11 protein-coding genes are annotated in these 22,375 nt (G+C 36.5%); 7 read left to right on the top strand and 4 right to left on the bottom strand.

Annotation, left to right across the window (positions count from 1 at the left end):
• Window positions 1–23: 23 nt before the first annotated feature.
• Window positions 24–8,339, top strand: a complete 8,316-nt coding sequence (locus tag HZR84_11095) for a T9SS type A sorting domain-containing protein (GenBank protein ID QNL22463.1) — start codon at window positions 24–26, stop codon at window positions 8,337–8,339.
• 23 nt (window positions 8,340–8,362) lie between these two features.
• Here the strand turns inward: HZR84_11095 and HZR84_11090 are convergent, their stop codons facing one another.
• The 3 genes from HZR84_11090 to HZR84_11080 all read right to left on the bottom strand — a co-directional run bounded on the left by HZR84_11090 (window position 8,363) and on the right by HZR84_11080 (window position 12,402).
• Window positions 8,363–9,235 (bottom strand): universal stress protein, encoded by an 873-nt coding sequence (locus HZR84_11090; protein QNL22462.1) that lies wholly within the window; start codon window positions 9,233–9,235, stop codon window positions 8,363–8,365.
• Between the two features lie 75 nt (window positions 9,236–9,310).
• Window positions 9,311–10,369 carry a response regulator gene (locus HZR84_11085; GenBank protein ID QNL22461.1) on the bottom strand — a complete coding sequence of 353 codons (1,059 nt, stop codon included), beginning with the start codon at window positions 10,367–10,369 and terminating at the stop codon, window positions 9,311–9,313.
• Window positions 10,366–12,402, bottom strand: coding sequence for a PAS domain-containing sensor histidine kinase (locus HZR84_11080; protein ID QNL22460.1), 2,037 nt, complete (start codon window positions 12,400–12,402; stop codon window positions 10,366–10,368). The genes HZR84_11085 and HZR84_11080 overlap by 4 nt, the downstream gene beginning before the upstream one ends.
• 152 nt (window positions 12,403–12,554) lie before the next feature.
• On the opposite strand from HZR84_11080, the gene HZR84_11075 reads away from it, so the two are divergent.
• The 6 genes from HZR84_11075 (at window position 12,555) to HZR84_11050 (ending at window position 20,295) form a co-directional block, all read left to right on the top strand.
• Window positions 12,555–14,942, top strand: coding sequence for a heavy metal translocating P-type ATPase metal-binding domain-containing protein (locus HZR84_11075; GenBank protein QNL22459.1), 2,388 nt, complete (start codon window positions 12,555–12,557; stop codon window positions 14,940–14,942).
• A 1-nt stretch (window position 14,943) separates the two neighbouring features.
• On the top strand, window positions 14,944–15,111 hold the full coding sequence (ccoS, locus tag HZR84_11070) for a cbb3-type cytochrome oxidase assembly protein CcoS (GenBank protein ID QNL22458.1): 168 nt from the start codon (window positions 14,944–14,946) through the stop codon (window positions 15,109–15,111).
• 2 nt (window positions 15,112–15,113) lie between these two features.
• The gene (ccoN, locus tag HZR84_11065) at window positions 15,114–17,258 is read left to right on the top strand and encodes a cytochrome-c oxidase, cbb3-type subunit I (GenBank protein QNL22457.1); all 2,145 of its coding nucleotides are present in this window, start codon (window positions 15,114–15,116) and stop codon (window positions 17,256–17,258) included.
• A gap of 4 nt (window positions 17,259–17,262) precedes the next feature.
• Window positions 17,263–17,460, top strand: a complete 198-nt coding sequence (locus HZR84_11060) for a cbb3-type cytochrome c oxidase subunit 3 (protein QNL22456.1) — start codon at window positions 17,263–17,265, stop codon at window positions 17,458–17,460.
• Window positions 17,453–18,454 carry a c-type cytochrome gene (locus tag HZR84_11055; protein QNL22455.1) on the top strand — a complete coding sequence of 334 codons (1,002 nt, stop codon included), beginning with the start codon at window positions 17,453–17,455 and terminating at the stop codon, window positions 18,452–18,454. Before HZR84_11060 ends, HZR84_11055 begins: the two co-directional genes overlap by 8 nt.
• Window positions 18,455–18,606: 152 nt before the next feature.
• Window positions 18,607–20,295, top strand: a complete 1,689-nt coding sequence (locus HZR84_11050) for a T9SS type A sorting domain-containing protein (GenBank protein QNL22454.1) — start codon at window positions 18,607–18,609, stop codon at window positions 20,293–20,295.
• A gap of 46 nt (window positions 20,296–20,341) precedes the next feature.
• Here the strand turns inward: HZR84_11050 and HZR84_11045 are convergent, their stop codons facing one another.
• Window positions 20,342–22,285, bottom strand: coding sequence for a tetratricopeptide repeat-containing sensor histidine kinase (locus HZR84_11045; GenBank protein QNL22453.1), 1,944 nt, complete (start codon window positions 22,283–22,285; stop codon window positions 20,342–20,344).
• Between the last annotated feature and the right edge of the window lie 90 nt (window positions 22,286–22,375).

The raw sequence follows: 22,375 nt of genomic DNA, 5'->3' as shown, positions 1-22,375 counted from the left end.
AAATGCTTTAAGACATTCTATTTATGAGAAAAATACTACTTCTTCTTGTAGCCTTAACACTATTGACACTGAGCAACTCTTCGATATTTGCACAGACAGTCACTCCGGCTACAGCCTTACAACTTTGCCCCGATAATAACTATGTAAATCTTGATTCCATTGTAATTATTGAATCTTTACCAGCTGATTTTCTTGCCGGAGAGTCAGGTGTTACCTATTCATTAATATTACCGGCCGGATTTCAATTCGAACCATTTACGGGTAATGTATTTCTATCGGATTCATTTACAAGTGGCACTTTTACTGTTTTTCCTGATTCTGTATTTATAACTTATTCTATTAATCTTGGTAGTGCAACTAGTACTGATAGCATTATCATTTCAGGGTTAAGAGTTAGAACTTCCACCCCCGCTCTTCCTTCTGCAGATATAGATAGAGGAGGTACAGCCACTCATGCCACAAATGCTCCGGGTGCGAATAGCCATGGTTCATTGAGTTCCGGACAAGCATTAACTGGCATTAGTCTTACCTCAACCGATATTACCTGTAATGGTGATGGAGATGGCACAATTACTGTGAACATCACAACCGGTAATGCGCCTTATGATTATTCTATAGATTTTGGGTCTACTTATCCTTACTCCGCCTCTCCCATTACTTCCCTTGCTGGCGGTGGATATATTGTTACCGTTCGTGATAATCTTGGTTGTGTTGCCAATAGCAGCAATGTTGCTATTATTGATGAACCTTCTGTATTAAGTGAACAATCGGTGAGTAAAACCGATATGACTTGTAATGGTGTTTCGGACGGAACAATAACGGCGATTGCTACAGGGGGAACGGGAACGATTACTTATTCCACCAGTGGTATTGGTGGCCCTTATTCAACTAACTCCGGGGCTTCAGTAAATAGCTTAGGCTCTGGTCCTTACGATGTTTATTTTCAGGATGCCAATGGTTGTCAACTTGATGGAAGCGATGTGACAATAAATGAGCCTTCAGTAATTTCGCCGGCGGCAAACGTCAAAACTGATATTTCCTGTAACGGACTTACTGACGGAAGCTTAACTGCAAGCGCAAGTGGAGGTACCGGAACAATAAGTTACTCAATTAATGGTGTTGGTGGCCCATATTCAACCATTACTGGAAATGCTATCAATAATTTGGGCGCAGCTATCTATGATATCTATTTTCAGGATGCCAACGGATGTCAGCTGGATGCACCTGATGTAACGATCATTGAACCAAGTGCAATCGCACCGGCGGCCGGTTCAGCAGTAGATATTTCATGCAATGGATTAACGGACGGAAGTGTTACCGCAAATGCAAGTGGAGGCACAGGACAAATTACCTATTCCATAAATGGTATAGCAGGCCCTTTCAATACAAATGTTGGTAGTGCTGTAAATAATTTAAGCGATGCTACCTATGATATTTATTTTCAGGATGTAAACGGATGCCAGGTGGATGGCCCGGATGAAATAGTTAATGAGCCGGCATTAATTACCGAATCTTCTGCCGTGCGAACCCATGTTGTTTGCAATGGCGCCAATGATGGTACAATTACAGCTACTGCTGCCGGTGGAACCGGTTTGATCACCTTTTCTGTCAATGGAATCGGAGGCCCCTATTCTACCCCGAATGGCGCAACAGCTTCCTCCCTTAGTCCGGGTGCGTATTCAATTTATTACCAAGATGTCAATGGTTGTCGTGTTCCAGGCTCATCCTTTTCGATTACCGAGCCAAATGCAATTGTTGAAAATAGTGTCACTAAAACAGATATTACTTGCAATAATGCGAATGATGGTACCATTACTGCATTGGCATCGGGAGGAACAGCCCCAATTGATTTTTCCATTAATGGCGCCGGCGGACCCTTTTCTTTTGCCAATGGTGCAACTGCTAGTGCTTTAACACCGGGAAATAAGGATGTGTATTTTAGAGATGCGAACGGTTGTACATTAGATGGTACTGATCAGAATATTAATAACCCTGCCGCCATCTCCATCCCCGCTCCAACTACCGGTGATCCAACATTTGTGGGTGGGTCTAATGGATTCATTAATTTCAATCCCGTAAGCGGAGGTACAGGAGCTTACAACTATTCTATTAATAATGGTTCAAACTATCAGACAAGTCCTAATTTCAACAATCTTTCCGCCGGAAATTATACACTGACTGTTCGTGATGCTAATCTTTGCGTTGTAGTTTATGGTGTGGTTGCATTAAATGATCCCGGTAATATAATCGGTGGCGAAGTTGAGTTTTTTGCAGGTAGATTTGATACCACACTTTGTAATGGCAATTCTGATCCATTAGTTATTTTTAGTCATACTGTAGAACCAGGTGCTGATAGTATTAGATGGGAAATTTCTACCAATGGAGCATCATGGACAAAAATATTTGTGGCTGGAGCTTCTCCTTCATACACGGTTAATGGTCCGCATACCAACGTTAGATTTTTTAGAAGGATAACTTATAAAGGGGGCGATGACGCAACATCAAACGTAGTTCAAAGAAAAATAAGTAATGGGAATACTATTTTAATAACCATCCCCAATGATTCTATTTGTATAGAGGATGGAAATCAAACAATTTCTGCAAGTCCTGCACCTGTTCTTCCAGCCACAGGTGTATTCAGTTTGGTAGCAGGCTCTGGCTTAACGGATGGAGGAAATGGCATATCTGATTTTGACCCTTTGGTATCGGGAGCAGGAACTTTTACAATTGACTATACTTACACTAATGAATTTGGATGTGTCAGTTCCAACACTGAAAATATTACGGTAAATGAAAACACTTCTGTTTCATTTATTGATCAAACCAGTTATTTGACCACTGACCCGGCATTTACCCTTACAGGAGGTTCACCAGCCGGTGGCACATATGGTGGTCCGGGTGTTTTTGGAAATCAATTTTTTCCCGGACTTACCGGTGCCGGTAATTTTAATTTGAGCTATACTCAGATCGATACTAATGGATGTAGCGATTCTGATTTATTGAATGTTACAGTCTCAAGTGCAGGCTCAGGTGACATTATTGGAGAAGAACCAGCCTATTGTAGCGATGAGCCTTTGGATACGATTACTGGAGTTCCAGCCTCGGGAGGAACACCCATTGGGTTTGTACCTATTGCCGGAGTTTTATCGCCTCTAGGAGCAAGTACGACACAAGGGGTTATTAATCCAAATGCTGCTCCGGGTAATTATATTTTACAGTATGATTATCAATTGGGTGCATCAGTATTAAACGTGACAACAACAATTAGAATCAACACAGCTCCGAATGCTTCTATTAATACAAATGGTAGTTCTGTATTTTGTCTAAATGACCCCGTAAGAACATTAAATGGAATTCCTTCAAGTGGGGCTGTACAGAATTTCTCAGGAAGCGGGATAAGCAATTTTGGAAACTCTGCAGATTTTGCTCCAATCACAGCGGGAGTTGGAAACACAATTGTCACCTATATTTATGAAGATGCAAATGGTTGTAATGATACCAGCACTGTTAGTTTGACGGTGAATTCTATTCCAACTCCGAGTATGACATTTTCGCAAAGTGGAAATTATTGCTCAAATGATGTCACAGATTTGATTACTGGAAATCCAATACCGGATAATGTTACAACTTTTGGAGTATTTTCAGGATCCGGTCTTAGTAATAATGACAGTCTTGGTACTGTTGAATTTACTCCTGGGATTCCAACATTGGGTACGCAAAACTTCACCTATACTTACACAAATATATTTGGGTGTACTAATTCTGTTGATTCTGTTAGATCTGTTAATCTGGTACCAACAGCAACGCTTAGTGGATTGGATGTTGACTATTGTATTAATAGTCTTCAAGACACATTGATAGGTGGCACCACTATTCCAACGGTGGGTACTGGATATTTTGGAGGTGTGGGTACAGCACATATTGCCATTGACTCTTTAAGTGGGCTTCTTGATGTTACCGTACTTTCACCAAATGTTGCAGATACATTCTTTTATGTATTCACGGATACAATTGGATGTATTGATTCGGTTTTTGCAAACACTGCAATAAATGCCTTGCCAACAGTAGGAATCTCTGTTTTTGACGATTCATTATGCATTGATGGTGCACAAGTCAGTGTTACAGGTTCACCAGTTCCTATTGGGAATGATAATACAAGTTTTTCAAATGTTTTTTCTCAAAATAATGAAAACGCGATTTTCAATCCTGTAACCGCAGGTGTTGGAAATCATATAGTTACCTATATTTTCAGACAATTTCACCCTGGCAACACTTGTATTGATTCAGCTTCACTTACGATGACTGTAAGTCCGCTTCCAGTCGTAGGTTACGTTTTAACAGATACTCTGTTTGGAGATACAATTTCGGATTTGAGATTTTGCAGCAATGAAACTTATATCTTGTTAAAAGGAAATCAAAATGGTGGTACATACACATCTTCAAACACTAATACATTGAATTTAGGCAGTGGAGAAGCTATATTTAACCCACAGCAAACCTTTTCCACATTCTCAGCCGGGACAAAAACGATAACCTATGGATTTACACATCCTGTGACCGGGTGTTTTAACAGCAGTTCTCAAAATGTTGAAGTCAATGGAATACCAAGCAATTTTGAAATAAATGGTGATCCTTTGTCTTCATTTAATGATGATCCTCCGACTTTTAATAAATTTTGCACCGAAGATCCGGCTGTAAATATTTATCGTTCATTCCTACCCGGCCCACCAATTACAGGAACAGGTTTATATAAAATAATACCAGATCCGGGTCCCGGACCTGGTGGATTGATTGGATCTCCAACAAATGATACTATCCAATTCTCTTCTGCCCTTCCTTCAGGTACTCAATATGAGATTCGACATGTCTTTACTGATACGGTCACTGGATGCATTGACAGTGTAAGCAAACTCGTAGACATAGAGGCCGAACCATTTCTCGGAGTTAATGTATTTAATTCTGTGTTATCTCAACCCAATATTAGTAATCTCAACAATGATACGATTCCCATTTGTATTAATGGAGATTCAATTTACTTCGTTGGAAGAAATGATACTTCGATTTCTTCAACTGTAAACTTTAATGAATCTGTATTTACCGATTTGTCTGATGGAAGTACAATGGGTACTAGTATTCGTCCAGGAGTTAGTGATACAGTTTGGACTTTTTATCCGATTAATACCAATCTCACAGGACCACATACATTGCAATTTAACTATACTTCAAATACGGGCTGTCAGGATGTTTTTACCTTTATAATAGATGTTTTAGATACACCTAATTTAGACTTATTAATTGATACATCCTTTTTAACTATAACCGGTAACAATCCGGAAATATGCAAAAGCGTAGACACTCTTATCATAAGGCCAACTTCAACAATGTCTGGGTTTGGTTCTGTACAGGTCAATGGTAATCCAATCCTACCAAGTGAAAACTTTTTCAATTCAGTAAGTGGTCAGCCAAACGATACTTTGTTTTTTTTAAAACCAAATGAAATCGCACAAAGTGTATTAAATCCTATCAATTATACCTTGCACTATACATTTACTGAAACTGAAACTGCACCAAGATGTAGAAATGAGGCATTTCAGAGCCTTATCGTAAATCCTTTACCTAGATTAACGAACAATAGTTTCAGCCCATCTCCCAGGTATTGTGAATATGATACAATTGATTTAGTTTTTGGATTGGGTGGGATTTCTAATTTCGATTCCGGCTATTTTTCAGGCCCGGGTATCTTAAACTTTGCCAATGATTCGGCTACTTTTAATCCCCAGGTCATTCCGGCAGCTTTTACGGATCAGGGTACAACTGATTCTATTAAATATACGGTTCTTAACGGTTATGGATGTATTGATTCACTATCTAAAGCAGTAACTGTATATCCCAAACCAAATATCGAATTTACAATACAGGATACCATCAGTTCTCTTTCTCAATTTTGTAAATCTGATCCAAGTAATTATATCATTATAGAAAATCAACCAAATGGGTTTCTGGCCGGAAATATATTCAGAAGAATTCCAAATGGCCAAAATCCAAATGGAAATGTATTTACACCTCAGTTTCAACCGGTTGGTCCATTAACTTTGTATGTTGACCTAGTAACTCAATCCGGTGCCTGTGTCGATACTGACAGCCAGGATATCTATATTTATGCAGATCCGGTAGCTGGATTTGAAGTCAACGAGTTTTGTATTACTGATCCGATTAATTTTGTTGATACATCATTAAATAATAATACACCGGGTAACCCCGCCGATTCGATAATTTCCTGGGAGTGGATATTAGCACCAAATCGATTTTCAAATGTTCAAAATCCAACTTTTGATTATGATACTATAGGGCTTGGTCAGAATACTTATAACATAGAATTAAAAGTAACAAATACCATTGGCTGCGAAGACGATACTGATAGGGACATTTACTTTGGTGCCCCCCCTATTGCAAAATTTAATATCAATGATATCTGCGAAGACATTGATATTGTCTTCACAAATAATTCAGACAACACAGATTCTGTTGGCAGTGGGGATTTCAAATGGAGACTAAGTCAATTCCCATTTAATCAAAATAATCTTTTAGATTCATTTGTCAATAGTGGGGGTTTTAACTATCAATTTAATGATCCAGGAGCATATGCAATGCAATTAGATCTGGCTACAAGTTATGGTTGTTCGGATGATACGATTTTAAGACTCGATATCCGGCCTGTGATTGACCTATCAAATGGAGCTGTATATACTTCGGATTTCGACAATGACAGTATTGAATGGCGTCCAGCTACACTTAGCACAGGATACAGCTGGGAACAAGCTTTTCCAAACGGCACAAAAATTAACACCGGGCCAAATGGAAGTATTCAACAGGTTTGGATAACGAATGCTAATGGTTCTTATAACTCGCAAGAGAAATCCTATGTGGAAGGCCCTTGTTTTGATTTTTCAAGGGTAAGACGGCCAATGATAATATTTGATTATTTCAGCGATCTGGCTGTAAATGATGGGGTCGTTCTTCAGTATTCTCAAAACAGAGGTCAAACATGGAAAACCGTAGGATTGGAAGAAACAGGTTTGGAATGGTATAATGAAAGTTCTATTGCCGGAAACCCCGGAAATCAAGCTTTGGGTCAGGTTGGATGGAGCATACAGGATTCTGTATGGAGAGAAGCCCGCCATCAATTAGATACCCTAAGAAATAACCCGCCAATTGGTTCTAATAATCCATTTGTTCGTCTAAGAATGGCCTTTGGAAGTTCTAATGTGAACGTTGGAGCCAGAGAGGGCTTTGCATTTGGGAACGTTCGGATTAAGGAAAGGGATAAACTGACTTTGATTGAGCATTTCACAAACATTTCAGATCAAAATGCAAGACAAGGCGATAAAGATCACAATGAATTAATAAACACAATGAGAAACCAATATGATATTCTGGATATTCAGTATCATACGGATTTCCCCGGTCAGGATCCCGTCAATTTAGACAATTCATTGGAGCAGGGTGCCAGATCATTATTTTACGGCGTTTCTACTATTCCGAGGACTGTTTTTGAAGGAAACGTATTCAACAATGTGACCTCAACCTGGGTTTCCAATGCCAATATTCTGGATGATGGAAAGCAAAAATTTGTGGCTCAAAGAATACTTAAAGACGCAAAATTTGATATTGATTTGAGTGTTACAAAAACAAATAACAACCTCAATGGAACTGTTACCTATACTGCCAAACAAAATCTGGTACAGGGAAGAGAGTACACAGCATTTATAGCTGTAATCGAAAAATTCATTCCGGTGAATGCTTTTTCAAGTGGAACAATTCAAATTCCTCAAGGTGTTGAATTTAGAAGCGCATTTAAAAAATTCTTACCTCAAGCTTCAGGAACAAATATCAATACTATTAACGTGCCTGGAGATTCTCGATCCATTAATTTCAACTGGAATTATAACAATGTTTACAACCCTGATAGTATTTACGTAGTAGCGTTTATTCAGGACAATGTAACCAGGGAAATATATCAGGTAGCAAGCGATGATACGACTAATATTTGGGTGCCTAACGCTATTGAAAATCAGTTGACATCAAATACATTTAACTTTAAATTATATCCAAATCCGAACAAGGGAACTTCAATCTTGGAATTTGAAGCTCCGGCTGAGGGAGAAGAAGTATTGACGATTTACAATCAAATGGGATATAAGGTGTTTGAAGAGGAAATTTATTCCGGTACAAAGAGCGTCTTGCTAAATCTTAAAGACCAGGCTTCAGGAGTGTATATTGTCCAAATAGCTCATCCGAAATACGGGATTACCAAATCGAGAATGGTTATTACAAGGTAATACTGAAATTGTGAATGAATAGCTTAATGCATGGCCATCATTGGAATTTGTGCCCGTAGCACAAGTTCCTTGCTCACACTTTTGTGAAAGAAACTCTCGAAAAACCCCATCTTATGCGGAATAACAGCAAGCATATTGGCTTTTTTTTTGAGGACAAAACTATTGATGGAATCCACAACATTACTCCCTTCTATTAATTCATAACTATGTGGGAAATCTTCCAGCTCAGCACAGACCGCCGCTTTGTTTGAAATTTTCATAATTTCAGAAGACTTGCCCTCCGGAACAATGGAAACTATATGGATACGTGATTTATTTAATTCTGCCATCAATTTTAATGATTGCAACATTTTTGCGTCAACCGGTTCTGAGTAACCAATGGCAAGAACTATTTTATCCAGTTTTTTTATTTTTTTTTCATCCGGCAGAATGACAACTGGTTTACCAATGGACTTTATTATGTCGGAGGCATTGCTTCCAATAAAAAGTTTTTCTAGACCTGTCGCTCCACATGTTCCCATCATGACCAGATCAACATTCTGGTCTTTAATCACTTGTTTTATTCCAAATTTCAGACTGCCACTGAGCGAAATCAAATCATAAGTAAAATTTTTCTTTGGAAATTCCTTTTGTACTGTTTCAATTTCATTCTTCAAACCTTTCTCAGAATTCTTTTGAAGGATATCGTCAATTGAAATAAACATTTCACTTGTGGAGGGAAGCAATTGATACGTATTTAACAATATCACATGAATAGATTTTCCATTGATCATAGAGATCGCATACTTGAGCGCGTGATATGCATTTTTTGAAAAATCTGTTGGTACAAGTACTGATATCATGTAAAAATCGCTTGTAATAGTAAAAAAGGTCAATAATAAATGACCTTTGTACATATTTGTGACTTTACAAAAATGAATGGACACACCTTACTCTGCGATGAGGCCAGTCAAAGCAAAAGGTGATTTTTATCAGTATTTAATTTTGGCTAATTCTTTGGGCTGAAGAATTGTTATGTTTCTTCCTTTAATAGAAATTAAAGATTCATCCTTAAACTCGGAGAGAGTTCTTATAACAGATTCTGTCGTTGTGCCTACCATACTCGCTAAATCGTCTCGGGAAATAGGCATGGAAAACTCATCTTTGTCTTCTTCTTTATATGTATCGAAAAGACTAACTAATGCTGTGGCTACGCGCTTTCTTACAGTATTATATGCAAGATTTAACAATTGTTCTTCTTTATCCATCACATTTGAGGAAAGAAGTTTAATAAACTTATTGGCCACATCCCTATTGCTGTGTACAAGATCTAGAAAATCCATTCGAGGAATAACCAGTATTTCCGAATCTTCCATTACCATGCATGTATCAGGATGATTTGAATTTTCTAATATGGGTATATAACCTATAAAATCACCTTTTTTAAAAAGTCCGGTGATAAACTCTTTCCCATCTTCATTCATTTTGAACGTTTTGACCTTGCCTGAATTCACAAAATAAATCGAGTTAGGATAATCGCCTTCGTAAAAAACAATCGATTTCTTTTTATAATTTCTCGTTTTTCGATCTTCAGAAAGTTTTTCCAGCTCTTTAATCCCCTTTACTTCTTCAATAAATTCTGCAATTCCCTCAGAACTCTGGTCAAATTCTTTTTTGAGTAATTCGCTTCTTTTCAGCCTCGATTCGATAGTATCCAGTAATTCCATCTCTTCAAAGGGTTTGGTCAAATAATCATCGGCGCCCATATTCATACCCTTTCGAATATCGGTTTTCTCGGTTTTTGCGGTTAGAAAAATAAATGGGATAGATGCGGTTAAAGGATTCTTAGAAAGCATGTATAATACACCATACCCATCGAGTTCAGGCATCATGATATCGCAAATTATTAGATCGGGAATGAGTGTTTTCGCCTTTTCTACTCCAATCTTGCCATTCTCTGCGGTTTCCACCTGATAATTTGCCAATTCCAATATCTCCTGTGTATTTTCCCTTACATCCACATTATCTTCTATAAGAAGTATCTTGATCATTGTTCTTCTATTATGGTATCTATGTCTTTCTGGTCAAAGATAACTGTAAAAATTGTACCTTTTTCGGGTCTACTTGTAAAGCTAATTTGCCCACCCATTAATTCAACATATTTCTTTACAATGTTTAAACCCAATCCAGTTCCTTGTATGTTGGACGCATTTTTTGCTCTAAAAAAACGGTCAAATAAAAACTTTTGTTCTTCAACTGGGATTCCAATTCCGGAATCTTTAACTGATATCTTCAAATTTGAATTTGAAATTTCAGAATTGACTCTAATTTCGCTATTTTCAGAAGAGTATTTAAGGGCATTCGAAAGTAAATTGGTAATGATATTTCTCAATATACCTTTATCTATTTCAAAATCCTCGCTTTCACCGCTGTGCTGGAAATTAATGTTCTGACCATTTTTTGCCTGACTTTGCATTTCCTCTGTAATTTCCATAGCCAGTTGTGGAATTGAAATTCTTTCCTTGCTTACAGAAATTTTTCCTTCTTCGAGTTTTCCCAATGAAAGAAAGTCATTCAAAATGTTGGTCAAATTGGAAACTGAAGATTTAATTCTCGAAATATGTTTATCGATTTTTTCCGGATTTTCGTTTTCAAGATACTTTTTGATCAATGATACGGAAGAGAGTATAGTACTTAAAGGAGTGCGAAACTCATGAGATGCCATTGAAACAAATCTTGTTTTCAATTCCCCCAGGTCGCGTTCTTTTTTTAGTGCATTTTTAATATTTTCTTCTACCATTTTTGATTCTGTAACATTTTGTTCTACAACCATAATTTGGCTTATATCTCCATTAATATCTTTTAATGGTACAGCATTTAACAAGTAGAAATTATTTTTTTGATTAACCTCAATTTTTTTTGCTTCTCCTTTCAATACATCCATTAATGCCAGTCGGGTGTCTTCTTTAATTTCCGGTGATAGCCGGTCCAGTAAATTAGTACCAATTAACATTTCACTGGTTACACCCAGTTCATACAGTTCTTTTCCTTCTACAAACACATAATCGAGGTTTTTATCAAAAACGCTAATTGTACCCTTTGGAAAATTTCGTGCAATGATTTTATAGAGTTCCTGACTTTCCTGAAGTAAACGCTGTGCCTGTCTGATTTCCTTATTTTGTTCTTCTAATTTCTTATTGGCACTTCCAAGATTCTCTACCGCTTCTGTGAGCTTTTTTGTTCTAACTTCCACCATTTTTTCCAGTTTATTGGCATAGAGTTTCAGTTTTTCACTTGCTTCTATTCTATCAGTAATATCCTGGCCAGAACAAAGTACAGCACGGGTTTCTCCATTTTCATTTTTTAATGAAGAATTCAACCATGAGATGGTCTTTTCTCCTTTGTTTTTTGTTTTAACACGGAATTCAACCTTATGCATCTCAAGGTTTTCCTGATGAAATGCCTTATTAAAAAATGCCTTAGCCAGCTTGACATCTTTCGGATGCACAAAATTGTCAAACCAGTTTGTACTTAATATATCCTGTTCTTTAACGCCCAAAAGTTCTTCTCCGGATCTATTTAATAACTCGACTTTTCCTTGCCTGTCAATAACCAGAAATATCGCGCTGGCAATATCCAAATACATTTGAGCTGTTTCTTTTTCCTTATGAAGTTGGCGATCCAGTTCCCATTTTTTGCTAATATCTGTAATCATTGCCATCACAAACAACTCACCTTCATGCTTAAAATGATTCAAACTTATTTCCACAGGGAGCTTATCACCATTTTTCTTTTTTGCGAAAAGCGTCATTCCCGCCCCCATAGTTCTGACAGATGGCCTCGAATTATAGTTTTTTCGATGTGCTCTGTGAATATCTTTTTTTTCATTCGGAATCAGATCTTCAATTTTCATTCCATCCAAATGCTCCGATTCGTATCCAAAAATTTTATTAGCACTTGGATTGGCCAATACGATTTTACCTTCTGTGTTGCTAATTATTAATCCCTCTCCCGCAGCCTCAAATAATTGCTTATAGATACCGGCAAATTTTTGATCTATTACTGAATTATCTTTTCTCTCCATTGTGAAATTTGTATCAAAGAAAATACCTCTCCTTCAATTTCAAAAATTACATTAGAATTCAGTGCGAATTTTAAATATGATTTAGATCATGCCTCATTTTGCTATGTGTCATCTACGCAATTTTATAAAACAGAGAATTTAGAGCCTGATTTATGAAACCAATTACTGATATTCAGGTAAAAAATAAATGTTACCACTGTGGTGATGTATGCAGTTCATCAGGTGCGGTTTCATTTGATGATAAAAACTTTTGTTGTAGGGGTTGTAAAACAGTGTATGAGATACTAAATCAAAATGATTTATGCACCTATTACAATATTGATGCTAACCCAGGAATAAACCCAAAAATAAAATCATCTGAAAAATTTGATTACCTGGACGACAAGGAAATAATCTCAAAACTTCTAGACTTCAAAAATGATAATCAGGCTAGAATTCAATTTTTTTTACCCCAAATTCACTGTGCCTCATGTGTATGGCTTTTGGAAAAATTGTATAAACTAAACAAAGGTATTAATCAGTCCAGTATAAATTTTCCAAAGAAAACGCTAAGTGTATCTTTCGAATTGGACAAAATAAGTTTAAAAGAACTTGTGATACTGCTGGCATCGTTGGGTTATGAACCTGCCCTTTCTCTAGCCGATACAAAAAAGAAAACCAATTCTTTTCATAACAGGAAGTTATATTATCAAATTGGAGTTGCCGGTTTTTGCTTTGGCAATATTATGCTTTTCAGCATGCCTGAGTATTTCGATTTTACCGGAGATTTAAGCAGAAATTTCAAAGACTACTTCGCTTACATCAATCTGCTTTTTGCTATCCCCGTATTGTTATATTCTGATCTGGATTATTTTAAATCAGCATTAGGAGGATTGAAGAGAAAATTAATAAATCTTGATTTTCCACTGAGTCTGGGTATGATTACCTTGTTTCTTACGTCTTCCTATGAAATTATAAGCGCTCAGGGTCCCGGTTATCTTGATTCCTTCACAGGTCTCATCTTTTTTCTATTGTTGGGAAAGGCATTTCAACAAAAAACTTTTCAAAACATATCTTTTGAAAGAGATTATAAATCCTATTTTCCTTTATATGCAAATCTCATAAAGAACAATGCTCATACCAGTATTCCTTTAGAAAAAATAAAAAAGGGGGATAGAATATTGGTGCGTAATCAGGATCTTATTCCTGCAGATGGAATATTGCTTAAAGGAACTGCCTACATTGATTACAGCTTTGTAACCGGCGAATCGACACCTGTTTATAAGGAATTGGGTGAAATTATATACGCAGGCGGAAAGCAGGAAGGAGCATCATTGGAGATTGAAATAATCAAAGAAGTATCCAAGTCATACCTGACCGAATTGTGGAACAAACAGAATTTTAAAACAGAAAAAATCACAGGTTTAAAAACACTGGCGGATTCCATTGGCAAATGGTTTACCATATTTGTTCTTTCCACAGCGGTCCTTGCCGGAATTTTCTGGCTGCCTGATCTAGGACAATCCATTAAAATATTTTCCGCGGTATTAATTATCGCCTGCCCATGTGCTCTCGCTTTAACCATTCCATACACTTATGGCAATACAATTAGAATTCTGGGCAATGCTGGATATTATTTAAAAAACAGCGATGTAGTAGAAAAACTTGCGCAATCAAATTTTCTGGTTTTTGATAAAACCGGCACACTCACAGAAACAAATAATATTGAAATTGAATTTATTGGCGACAACCTAAGTGAAAAGGAATTGGCTTATACTAAATCACTCTGTGCCTTATCCAATCATCCTGCCAGCAGAAAACTCAATGAAATATTAGAATCTGAAATTCTGCCTTTAATGGAATTTCGTGAAGAAATTGGACAGGGAATTGAAGGTAAAATTAATGGTCAAAATATTAAAATCGGATCTCCAGAATATTTGAATCTGCCGGAAAATCCAGGAGTACATATTTCGATTGATGGCAAATATAAAGGGCGATATGTCTTTCACAATAAACTAAGAAAGGCAAGTCTAACACAGCTTCCGGAACTCGCTAAAGATTATCAAATTGCGCTTTGTTCAGGTGATACGAATAAGGATGAAAAATTACTTTCTGAATTATTACCTGAAAACTCGGACTTGCTCTTTAATCAAAAACCCATTGATAAGCTAAATTTTGTCACAAAACTTTCAAAGAGCGGTAAGAAAGTAATAATGATAGGCGATGGCCTGAATGATGCCGGCGCATTGAAATCAAGTCATGTTGGAATTTCCATGACGGATAATACCGGTCATTTTTCTCCAGCCAGTGATGTTATTATGGACAGCCTGTCTTTTGATAAACTAAAAAAGGTTTTAAAATTCAGCAAATTCAGTGTCAATACAGTTAAAGCGGGATTTATCCTATCTGCCGCCTACAATATTACAGGATTATATTTTGCTGTACAGGGCTTATTAACGCCCGTATTCGCTGCGATTTTGATGCCATTGAGCTCAATAACCGTTGTTGTTTTTTCAACTGTTACAACAAATGTTATGGCCAAAAAACTAAGAATGAAATGATATGGAAATAATTTTTCTAATGATTGCAATAAGTATACTAATGGCCTTAATATTTCTTGGCGCATTTCTTTGGTCGGTAAAAACCGGTCAATTTGATGATGAGGTGACACCCTCGATACGAATTTTATTCGATGATAATGATTCAGAACAAAAACCTAATAATAAATAGATATGGGAATAGAACGTTTCAACTATGATAACAAGATTGTAAAGTATTTTATAATCGCTTCGGTCTTATTTGGGATCGTCGGAATGACGGTAGGATTATGGGTAGCCCTACAATTCTATATTCCGGAATTAAATCTTAATCTGCAATACACTACGTTTGGCAGAATCAGACCATTACACACCAATGCAGTTATTTTCGCTTTTGTCGGCAATGCCATATTTGCGGGCGTGTATTATTCTTTGCAAAGGCTACTCAAAGCCCGAATGTTTAGCGATTTATTGAGCTGGGTGCATTTCTGGGGTTGGCAAATTATAATCCTTGCAGCTGCCATTACTTTGCCTTTAGGAATAACCACATCAAAGGAATATGCCGAGCTTGAATGGCCCATAGATATTGCCATAGCACTCGTTTGGGTCGTTTTTGGTATAAATATGCTCGGTACGATTATAAAACGTCGTGAAAGACATTTATACGTTGCCATTTGGTTCTATATCGCAACATTTGTCACTGTTGCGGTACTTCATATTTTTAACAGTTTCGAATTACCTGTTAATTTTTTCAAAAGCTATTCGGCTTATGCAGGTGTACAGGATGCCCTGGTTCAATGGTGGTATGGGCACAATGCGGTGGCCTTCTTTCTGACAACGCCCTATTTAGGCCTAATGTATTACTATCTACCAAAAGCAGCCAACAGACCGGTTTATTCATATAAACTTTCCATCGTTCATTTTTGGACATTAATTTTCATATACATCTGGGCCGGTCCACACCATTTACTTTATACGTCTCTACCCGGTTGGGCACAGGCATTGGGTACCGTATTTTCCATTATGCTAATTGCTCCATCCTGGGGTGGTATGGTTAATGGTCTTTTAACCTTGAGAGGCGCCTGGGATAGAGTGCGAGAAAGTGCGATTCTGAAATTTATGGTAGTAGCCGTTACCTGCTATGGAATGGCCACTCTTGAAGGACCCCTTTTATCATTAAAAAATGTTAATGCAATTGCGCATTATACAGACTGGATTCCGGCGCACGTTCACGTTGGTGCTTTGGGCTGGAATGGATTCCTGACCTTCGGTATGATTTACTGGATGGTTCCAAAAATGTGGAAGACAAAACTGTTTTCAGAAAAATTGGCCAATGTTCATTTTTGGCTTGGCACACTTGGAATAATTTTCTGGGTATTGCCAATGTATTTTGCAGGCTTTACACAGAGCTTAATGTGGAAAGAATTTACACCCGACGGTTTTCTTAAATACAGTAATTTCCTTGAAACAGTAACTCAAATTATACCGATGTATTTCTTACGATCCCTGGGTGGTACATTGTATCTGATCGGGGTATTTGTGATGACTTATAATTTGTATAAAACAGCTTTGGCCGGACAATTTGTGGCCAATGAAGAAGCTGAAGCACCTGCACTTGAAAAGAATCCGACTTTCAGTGGAGATGATACATATTGGCATAGATTATTGGAAAGAAAACCAATGCTGTTAACTGTTTTATCAGCGATTATTATCCTTATAGGTGGTTTGGTTGAAATAGTACCTACATTAATGATCAAATCCAATATCCCTACAATAGCCAGTGTAAAACCATATACCCCGCTTGAATTGCATGGACGTGATATTTACATAAGAGAAGGTTGTGTAGGCTGCCATTCTCAAATGATTCGTCCATTCAGATCTGAAACGGAGCGATATGGAGAATACTCAAAAGCCGGAGAATTTGTTTACGACCATCCATTCCTCTGGGGTTCAAAACGCACAGGGCCCGATCTGCATAGAGTTGGAGGAAAATATCCGGACTCCTGGCATTATCAACATATGTTAGAACCAAGTTCTATTTCACCGGGATCTATAATGCCGGCCTATCCATGGCTGTTCACCCAAACAGTGGACATGGGCCAAACCGGACCGAAAATAAGTACACTAAGAAAATTAGGTGTGCCATATGAATTGGGATATGAAGAAAGCGCAAATGAAGACCTTATAAATCAGGCCAATGAGATTGTCAAGAGTCTTCAAGGTGATAATATAAATACCATTGCTGAAACTGAAATTGTTGCACTGATAGCTTATTTACAGCGTCTGGGTACAGATATTAAAGTAAATGAGGATCAGGCCATGTTAAATTCAAAAGAATAAAACCATGTATAAATATATAATTTCAGGAATAGATGGCGCTCAAAATTTTGGGCTGATATCACTGGTGATCTTTATAACTTTTTTCGTGCTATTGTTGATTTGGACTTTTAGCACCACGAAAACCTATATTGATCATATGCGAAAATTACCTCTCGAAGATGAAAATGAAAATAAAACCCTAAAGACTGACAATCATGATTAGAAATATATATAAAATTGGCGGCAGTTTAATTGTAATTCTGATTCTTGGATTTGGAACAATTTTGCCGGCGAATGCCCAATCAGAAGAGATAATGGAACAGGTAGAACCGGGATTTTTTGAGACATTAATGTCCATGGATCCATTATTGCTAACTGTTTTAATTCTGATTGCCACAGTAATGGTTCTATTGCTCATAACGCTTACCCTTATGGTAAATACGGTTAGTTATATGCAAAGAGCGATAGAAAGACAAAAGGCCCCGGCCGGTGAATTTGTTGAACCACCGACCCTCTGGGAAAGAATGAAAGAAAAACTGATCACCGGTAAATTGTATGCTGAGAAAGAAGAGAGAACATCCATGATGCTCGATCATGATTATGATGGAATTAGGGAAATGGATTATGGAATGCCTCCATGGTTAACTGCAATTTTTGCAGGTACTATAATTTTCGCAATTGCCTACCTGGTTCAATTATGGGGAATTGGTAATATTCAGGATCAGATTACGGAATATGAAAATGACGTAAAACAAGCAGAAATTGCAATTGCAGAATGGAGAGATAAACAATCTAACCTGATCGATGAAACTTCAGTGAAATTCATCAGTGACGAATTGGTTTTAGCTCAAGGTAAAGAAATTTATCTCAAGGAATGCAAAGCATGCCATCAGGCAGACGGAGGCGGAAGTGTAGGCCCTAATTTAACGGATAATTATTGGATTCACGGTGGATCTATCTCGGATATATTTTCGACCATTAAATACGGCGTTCCCGAAAAAGGAATGATTTCATGGCAGACAAAATTAAATCCGGGAGAAATGCAAAGCGTTGCCAGCTATATTAAAACTTTGGTTGGAACTACACCGGCCAACCCAAAAGATCCTCAGGGCGATTTATATGAACCTGAAGCCACAAATGATTCAAATTCTGAAGAAATTAATGATGATGATACAATGTCTGATACACTAAATCAATCAGACACTTCGGAAATGTAGTTTTATAATTTATTTTGACCTTATATCTAAAAGCAGGAATGATTTCCTGCTTTTTTTATTTAGATGATGTATTTCTTATAAAAAATAGTGCTATTTTTAATTAGCCGACCTTTCAAAGCGAATCTCTTCGCATCATTTTTAATTTTATTGATTTGAAAAAACTACTTCTAATAACCTTTCTATTTATAACTTTTAATATTTCTGGAAGGCAATTGCTTGTGCCTCAAAATTTCAGTACGATTCAACTTGCCATTGATAGCGCTGTTACCGGAGATACCGTATTAGTGGATAATGGTCTTTATTATGAAAATATTACCATTTCTGCCAAAGAAATATTGCTGACTTCGAACTATTTGTTCACTTCAAACTTTGCAGACATACACAATACAATAATTGATGGAAGCAATCCTTCAAATCCAGATACGGCAAGTGTACTTAGGATAATCAATGGCTGCGGAAGCAATATGTTATTTCAGGGATTTACTTTGAGAGCGGGATTGGGCACACCATTTAATTTAGCAGCAAATCAGGTATTTATAGAAGGCGGAGGAATTGCAATTCAGAATTCTTCTCCTGAAATTCGATTTAATTACATTACCAATAACCACTGTTTGATCAATACAGGTGGAATAATAAGTTCCGGAGCCGGCGGTATCCATACTTTTTTTGACAGCGCTTTTATTCACAATAATATAATTGAAGGAAATACCGGTTTGTATGGTAATGGTATCGTACTGAATAATTCAAAAGGTATTTTTAGTAATAATCTGGTTTATAATAATCGGGGAGCCAGTCAATTTGGAGGTGGTGGTATTATGGTTTTCTGTACGGTTGATTCCACTTCATGCAGAGTAATTAATAATACCATTGTGTCAAACCTGGCAATTACCGGGTTTGGCGGTTTTGCCGGAAGTGCAGGGGGGCTATTTAACATAGATTGCGATAATACTATTTTAGAAAACAATATTATATACGGTAATTATCAGAAATTTGGTGATGAAATTGCCAATTCAAACGGACAGTTTTTCCAGACATCCTACAATACTACAGGTGGTACATTAAGCGGTATCAATTACAATTTTAATCCTGCTTTCAGGGATTCGTCTTTTTTAGCCATTTCAGGGGGTGCTTCATTGGACAGTGGAAATCCCGATTCTCTTCGCAATGATTTTGAAGATCAATCCAATCCCGGAAATGCTCTATTTCCCTCACAGTCCACGATTAGAAATGATCTGGGTATTTACGGAGGGCCCTTTGCAGCCCTTTTACCTATTATTGAAAAACCGATTTATCATCAATCAAGAAATCAGTTTAGTTATACCAATCCTTCCTCCAATGATACAATCTCTAGCAATTTTACCGTACGAAACCTTGGGCCCACCCCACTTATTATCGATAGTTTAGATTTTATAAATAACAACGCTGTAATTCATTTTGATACTATAGAAGACATAATGATTAAAGCCCTGAATTCCAAAGCAATTTCCTTAAAGTGGACCCCCCTAAATCTTGCCAATGATACCTTAATCATATATCACAATGATACTTCCTTGGGCGGCAGATCTGAATTATTCTTTAACGTGATCATAAGTGACTTGGAAACAGCCGGTAAAATTGAAAATATTAAAGTATTCCCCAATCCAATTACTGATGTTGTAACAATTAAAATTTCTGACTTAGAATCTTATGAATTAAAAATCAGGGATATCTATGGACGCATTATTGACATTCATACGATTTCAGAAAGCAAAAAAATTGACTTGAGAAATCTTAATTCCGGACTGTATTTATTTCAATTTAATGGAATAAAAAGCTCCATCATTAAAGTATTGGTTCAATGATCTATCAATAAAATAAAAGGATAGTCAAACCTTATTACCTAATGCTTTAATTCAAGGACGAGTTTAAACTAAATTTAAATACACTGCCCTTTCCGCGTTCGCTGAAAATTTGAAGAGAGCCTTTGTTTCTTTCTATCAATTCCTTACAGAGTTTTAATCCTATGCCAGTACCTTTTTCACCATTCGTTCCATAGGTAGTAGTGAATTGCTCTGAATTTAATAATTTGTCAATATCCTCAGGCTCAATACCGACACCATTATCACTAACTGAAATATTTACAATATCACCGTTTTCCTCTGCTTTTATTTCAATTTTTCCACTTTGATTGGTGAATTTAATAGCATTGTTGACCAGGTTTCGGAGCACTATTCTCAGCTGATCCTGATCCACTTTTACAATAATAGAATTATTGCATTCAATATTCAGATCTATATTTTTAGAGTCTGCGATTTCTTTATAAAAGGGACGTTCAGCATCTAAAAAAGATAAGAGTTTCAGTTCATTAAAATTAGTATACAAACCATTCATTTGAGATTTAGACCAGGTCAGAAGGTTATTTAATGTAAAAAGCATTGTTTCAGACTTCTTACCGAGTTTCTTAATATAATCTTTGAATTCTTCTTCGGAAATAGTATCAGATTTAGACAAATCCATCAGCATATTTAAATTCTCTAAAGGGCTCTTTAAGTCATGGCTGATTATATTGAAAATTTGATTTTTTGCCGCATTTGCTTTCATAAGTTTATCTGCCTGCATATGAATTTTATCATTTTGTTCCTGAATTTCCTGATTTTTAATTCGGATGTCTTTTCCAATTTTTTCAATTCTTTGATTCGCTTCTTTTAGTTTTTTATTTTTCCAGATTGAGACAAGGAAAATACCAAGAACAAATACTATAAGACTGATAGAAATGGTGAGGATAATCCTCTGAAAACTCAATTCTTCGAAAAACTTTTCTTCAAGCATTTTTTGTTTATGAGCAAATTCATATTGAGTTGCGAGAAGTACTGTTTTTTGTTCATTTTCTTGTTTGTGCATGCTATCGAGACGAGCATTGTAAATATTTAGATAATTATAGGCACTTTCATAGTCACCTAATAAGGCATTTGATTTATAAAGGGCCATATAGGCTTTATTTATATCTGTGGATATGGAATATTTTTTGGCATTTTGAAGTGCTTTATGCGCATAAATTAATGCGGCTTCAAAATCTCTGTTAACCCTTTTAATCTCACTAAGTAGATTATATACTTTTGAAAGAATATAGATGTTGTTATTTTCAATGCACTCTTTTTCTATTTCTTTGAGTTCGTAAGCCGCCACATCAATTTTGTACTGCAGATAATGTATGTTGGCAATGTTGAATTTTGCTTGAGAAACAAGTGAAAATTGTTTGGTTTCTTTAGAAAATGATAGAGCTTTTATGGAATAGTACAACGCACTGTCAAATCTCTTAATTCCGATATAGGCGCTGGTAAGGTCATTATATGTAAAAACTATTCCAATAGAATCATTAATTTCTTCTTTAATTTTTAGACCTCTTCTGAAATATTTTATTGAGTTGACATAATTATTTTGATCCAAATAGACCATTCCCAAATTTGAATAATCCAGGGCCTTACCCTCCAAATTATCAATATTGTTGTTTATTTCGAGTGACTTTAAATGTTCGAGTGTTGCCTCCTCATAAAAACCGCTATTTCTGTAAATTATCCCCTTGTTATTGTATGCGCGGGATTCACCAATATCATAATCTATCTCAGTGGCTAGAATAATTGCTTCATTATTATATTTTGGAGCCAATTGTGGATTTGAGAAGATATAATCAAAAGTTAAAGTGTTGAGGATATCGACTCTTTGCTTTTTACTTATTTCTTCAGTTAATTGTTTCTCAAGATCTTCAATAGAATCGTACTCCTGAGAAATTATTGGATGGCCCAGTATTAGAAATAATAATATCTGAAATAATATCAGGGGTTTTGAATACAAATGGTAATAAAATTTTTCTGAATAAAAATCAGGTTAAAGTTGCTTATTTAAAATTGCTCTAAATGTTGAATCTCAAATAAAAAATTACAT

The organism is Hyphobacterium sp. CCMP332 (genome assembly GCA_014323545.1).
Lineage (GTDB): Bacteria > Bacteroidota > Bacteroidia > Cytophagales > CCMP332 > CCMP332.
This window is presented reverse-complemented; position numbering and strand designations above follow the sequence as displayed.